Annotated in this window: 4 protein-coding genes and 1 pseudogene; all 5 read left to right on the top strand. The window is 37.1% G+C overall.

What is annotated here, in order from left to right; genetic code table 11:
- Positions 1-317 precede the first annotated feature (317 nt).
- The 5 genes and pseudogenes from ENL20_05100 (at position 318) to ENL20_05080 (ending at position 4,444) form a co-directional block, all read left to right on the top strand.
- Positions 318-839, top strand: coding sequence for an OmpH family outer membrane protein (locus ENL20_05100; GenBank protein HHE37933.1), 522 nt, complete (start codon positions 318-320; stop codon positions 837-839).
- A 164-nt stretch (positions 840-1,003) separates the two neighbouring features.
- Positions 1,004-2,056 carry a UDP-3-O-(3-hydroxymyristoyl)glucosamine N-acyltransferase gene (lpxD, locus tag ENL20_05095; protein ID HHE37932.1) on the top strand — a complete coding sequence of 351 codons (1,053 nt, stop codon included), beginning with the start codon at positions 1,004-1,006 and terminating at the stop codon, positions 2,054-2,056.
- 42 nt (positions 2,057-2,098) lie between these two features.
- A complete protein-coding gene (locus ENL20_05090; GenBank protein ID HHE37931.1) occupies positions 2,099-3,490 on the top strand; it encodes a bifunctional UDP-3-O-[3-hydroxymyristoyl] N-acetylglucosamine deacetylase/3-hydroxyacyl-ACP dehydratase in 1,392 nt (463 codons plus the stop codon).
- 4 nt (positions 3,491-3,494) lie between these two features.
- Positions 3,495-4,268, top strand: coding sequence for an acyl-ACP--UDP-N-acetylglucosamine O-acyltransferase (locus ENL20_05085; GenBank protein HHE37930.1), 774 nt, complete (start codon positions 3,495-3,497; stop codon positions 4,266-4,268).
- 7 nt (positions 4,269-4,275) lie between these two features.
- Positions 4,276-4,444 (top strand): annotated as a pseudogene (locus ENL20_05080) (small multi-drug export (modular protein)).

The raw sequence follows: 4,444 nt of genomic DNA, 5'->3' as shown, positions 1-4,444 counted from the left end.
CTGTTTCATTAACCACCAACTTAAGTTGGTGGTTACTAAGAAGATAGAGGTCATTAACCGATTCATCAGTTTCCAAATTTCGGGCAAAATTTCATACATATTCCAAATTATTGCCTTTTTAGAGTGGACTCAAGAATTAATAAAATAATATTACAAATTATTATCAGATTGATTTTCTTACTTCGTGAATTTCTTTTCAGTATTTATCAAATCTGAAATCTATATTTCTTGAATTTTTATCCTTTCAATTTTTGTATTGACTTATAATCTTATAAAAAAGAAAAGGCTAAAATAATAAATAATTCGGAGGAATAGAAATGAAAAAGACAATAATCACTGTAGCAATTGCAATTTTGGTCAGTTCGATTTTAATCGCTGAATCTATTAAGATTGCTTATATCGATACGGAAAGAGTTATGGCTGAAAGCAGGGATACCCAGGAAGCTCAGAATGTCTTTCAGACAGAACAAGAAAGCTGGAAAAATGAAATCGCTGAATTGGATACTGAAATTGAAAGATTGTATTCTGAATATGAAACAAAAAAAATGATCTTAACGGAAACCGGCAAACAAGAAGCAGAAGATAAGATTAACGAATTATCAGCCCAGAGAGAAACGCTGGTTCAGGAAATTTATGGAGAAAGCGGAAAAGCAATGCAGAGAAATGCCGAACTGCTCGAACCAATTTTAACGAAACTTAAAAATGTTATTGAGAAAGTTTCCGTAGAAAATAATTATACAATCGTCCTTGATGCTTCTGCAGGTGGAATTCTTTATGCAAAACCAAGTTTGGATATTACGGACACGATCATCGATGAGCTTGATGAAGCAGTGGAATAAGAATTTTAATAAGATATTCGAATTGTAAGGACGAAGGACGACGACTCGAAACAAATAGCGAATCGAAAATGTAATAAAGATGGACGACGACACGAAATGATGAGATTTAATTTGAATCTACTTATTTCGACTCGTCGTTCCTTACGAGTCGAATAGCTAAAAAAATGAAAAAGTTTAAATTATATTTAACTTCGAAACAGATATCTTCTCAAATTGACGGGAAGTTGATCGAGTTTCATCAAAATGATTTAACCAATGTTGCTGAACTGAATGAAGCAGATGAACATTCTGTCTGCTTTTATGAAAATCCAAAATACATCGACGATCTTAAAAATTCAAAAGCCGGTCTCATCTTTGTTCCTGAAGATTTTGATCCAACTCTGAAAATGGATACAAATCTTCTATTAATTGAAAAACCATACATCCATTTTATGATGCTCGTTCAGAAATGGCTGGAAATGAGTACTTCAGAAATCATTGAAAAAATATCTCGTTCAGCAAGCATTCCAAAATCTGCCAATATCGGGAAAAATGTAATTGTAAGATCCAATGTTGTTCTGGGAGAAAATGTGATCATCGAGGAAAAATCCAGAATCGAGAGTAATTGCGTTATTCAGGATAATGTGCAGATCGGTTCCAATTGCCATGTTTATCCGAATACAACGATCTATGAAGACTGCATCATTAAAAACAATGTTATTATTCACGCCGGCTGTGTGATCGGTGCAGATGGTTTCGGATATGTCTTTGATCAGGGAATTCATCATAAAGTTCCGCAGGTTGGAAATGTGATCATTGAAGATAATGTTGAAATCGGAGCAAATTCCACGATCGATCGAGCAACTATCGGTTCAACAGTTATCGGAAAAGGTTCAAAGATCGATAATCTGGTTCAGGTTGGACATAACTGCAAAATTGGAGAGAATTCCATCCTCTGTGCTCAAGTTGGATTAGCCGGAAGTACGGAAATCGGGAATATCGTTTATCTCGCCGGACAGGTTGGAGTTGCCGGACATCTCAAGATCAATGACGGAGCCATGATCGGGGCACAATCCGGAATTTCAGGTGATGTTCCCCAAAATGCGAAATATCTGGGTTATCCGGCAATTGATGCAGGTTTGCAAAAACGAATTTTTGCGGTGCAGAGAAAACTTCCGGAAATAGTAAGATTCTTTAATAAAAAAATAAAAGAAGAAAAGCAGAAAGAAAATTCTTAATTTGTGACTTACATAGTAACTCAAGTTATCGAAGGAAATACAATGAAAGAATTCAAACAAACAATCAAGGATGAGATCAGCTATACAGGAGTAGGTTTACATTCCGGTAAAGTTTCGACAATTACTTTCAAACCTGCGAGAAAGAATGAAGGTATCGTATTTATCAGAACAGATATGGAAGGAAATCCGGAAATTCTCGCAGACATCGAACATGTGATCGATATTTCTCGAGGAACAACCATCGGAGTAAAAAAAGCAACCGTTGCTACTATCGAGCATGTTCTAGCAGCAATTAAAGGTCTGAATATCGACAATATCCGCATTGAAGTAAATGGTCCGGAAGTTCCGGTTGCAGACGGAAGTGCGATTGTTTTTCTCGAACTTCTAAAGAAAGTTGGAATTGTACAGCAGGATTCCGAGCGTGTATATATGGAATTTGATAAACCGATTTCGTTCTCTGCACCTGCTGATAATGTAGATGTTGTGATCGTTCCTTCTGATGATCTGAAAGTTACCTTTATGGTTGATTATAAACAGAAAGCTTTGGGTACACAATACACTTTCATGCCTTCACTCGATGTTTTTGAACAGGATTTTGCTTCTGCCCGCACCTTCTGTTTTCTTCATGAAATTCTATCTCTAAAAGAAGCCGGTTTGATCAAAGGCGGTTCTCTCAAAAATGCTCTCGTTGTTGCTGATCCGGATATTCCCCAGGAAGAGATCGATAAATTAAGAAAAAAATTCGATTACAAAGATGAGATCCAAGTCGGAAGCGATGGCTTATTGAATCATACTCCTTTGCGTTATTACAATGAATTTGTGCGTCATAAAGTTGTAGATCTGATTGGAGATATTGCTCTTCTCGGAGTTCCTATAAAAGGTCATATTTTAGCTGCTCGCTCCGGTCATAAAACAAATGTTGAACTTGTAAAAAAACTACGGAAATTATATAAAAAACAGGAGCTTCAAAAGCTTTATCAGGAAAAGAAAACAAAAGATATCATCTTTGATATTAATGCAATTCAGAAAATTTTACCTCATCGTTATCCGTTTCTGCTGGTTGATAAGATCATTGAGTTCGATACCGGAGAGAGCATTGTCGGGATCAAGAATGTAACCATAAACGAACCTTTTTTCAACGGACATTTTCCCGGACATCCGATCATGCCTGGAGTTCTGATCGTCGAAGCAATGGCTCAAACCGGTGGAATAATGCTCTTGAATTCTTATCCTCATCCGGAAGAATATGTGGCTTATTTTGCTGCTATCGATAATGTCAGATTCAGAAAGCCTGTTCTACCTGGAGATACATTGAGATTTGAATTGAAAGTGATCTCTATGAAACGCGGACTGGCAAAAATGCACGGTGATGCCTATGTGGGAGAAACCAAAGTCTGCGAAGGTGATTTCCTGGCAAAAGTTATGAAAAAATAAAGAAATGAACAAAATCCATCAAACAGCGATCATTGATCCCAAAGCAAAACTTGGTGAGAATATCACAGTTGGTCCCTATTGTCTTATTGGAAAAGATGTCTCTCTCGGGGATAATTGTATTTTAGATTCGAATGTTCTCATACACGGTAAGACGACAATTGGTTCTAATAATCACTTCTTTCATTCTGCTGTGATCGGTACTGCTCCTCAGGATCTAAAATACAAAGATGAACCAACGCAATTGCTCATGGGAAACAATAATACGATCAGGGAATTCGTAACCATCAATTGTTCCGCAACATTGGAAGAACCGACCAGAGTAGGCAGCAACAACCTGATCATGGCTTACGCTCATATTGCTCATAACTGCCAGTTCGGGAACAATATTATCATGGCAAATGCTGTTAATCTTGCCGGGCATGTTCATATTCACGATTTTGTAACTATCGGTGGGATGACCGCAGTTGCTCAATTTATTCGTATCGGAACTTTTGCTTATGTGGGCGGATCGAGCGGAGCTACCAAAGATATTCCTCCTTACACACGCGGTCTTGGACTGCCATATAAAGTAAATGGAATAAATTCAATTGGTTTGAAACGAAAAGGATTTTCTGCAGAGCAGATAAATTCTGTCCGCAAGATCTTCAAATTATTCTATTTTTCCGGTTTGAATGTTTCCCAGGCAATGGAAAAAGTTCTGGAAATTCCAAAAATAACTCCCGAACAAAATGTATTTATCAATTTTATCAAACATTCCATAAAAGGGATTTGTAAGTAGATTTAATATTAGATCAATCCGGCAAAATCATTTTCCTGACTTTGGATTATGAATAGCCATTCCGCTTCCCATAACCGGAGCCTGGACAGGTTCCCTCGCAGCTTACCTGCTTGGTCTAAAATTCTGGAAATCCATTTTGTTTATTTTCTTTGGTGTTTTGATCGCAGGAGTTGTCG

The organism is Candidatus Cloacimonadota bacterium, from assembly GCA_011372345.1.
In the GTDB taxonomy this organism is placed as follows: Bacteria; Cloacimonadota; Cloacimonadia; order Cloacimonadales; family TCS61; genus DRTC01.
Note: the sequence above shows the minus strand (reverse complement) of the source record. Positions and strands in the feature narration are given on the sequence as shown.

Bases quoted from the DNA above. Each gene is read 5' to 3' on its own strand.
- ENL20_05100 (HHE37933.1), top strand. From the start codon at position 318: ATGAAAAAGACAATAATCACTGTAGCAATTGCAATTTTGGTCAGTTCG.
- lpxD (HHE37932.1), top strand. From the start codon at position 1,004: ATGAAAAAGTTTAAATTATATTTAACTTCGAAACAGATATCTTCTCAA.
- ENL20_05090 (HHE37931.1), top strand. From the start codon at position 2,099: ATGAAAGAATTCAAACAAACAATCAAGGATGAGATCAGCTATACAGGA.
- ENL20_05085 (HHE37930.1), top strand. From the start codon at position 3,495: ATGAACAAAATCCATCAAACAGCGATCATTGATCCCAAAGCAAAACTT.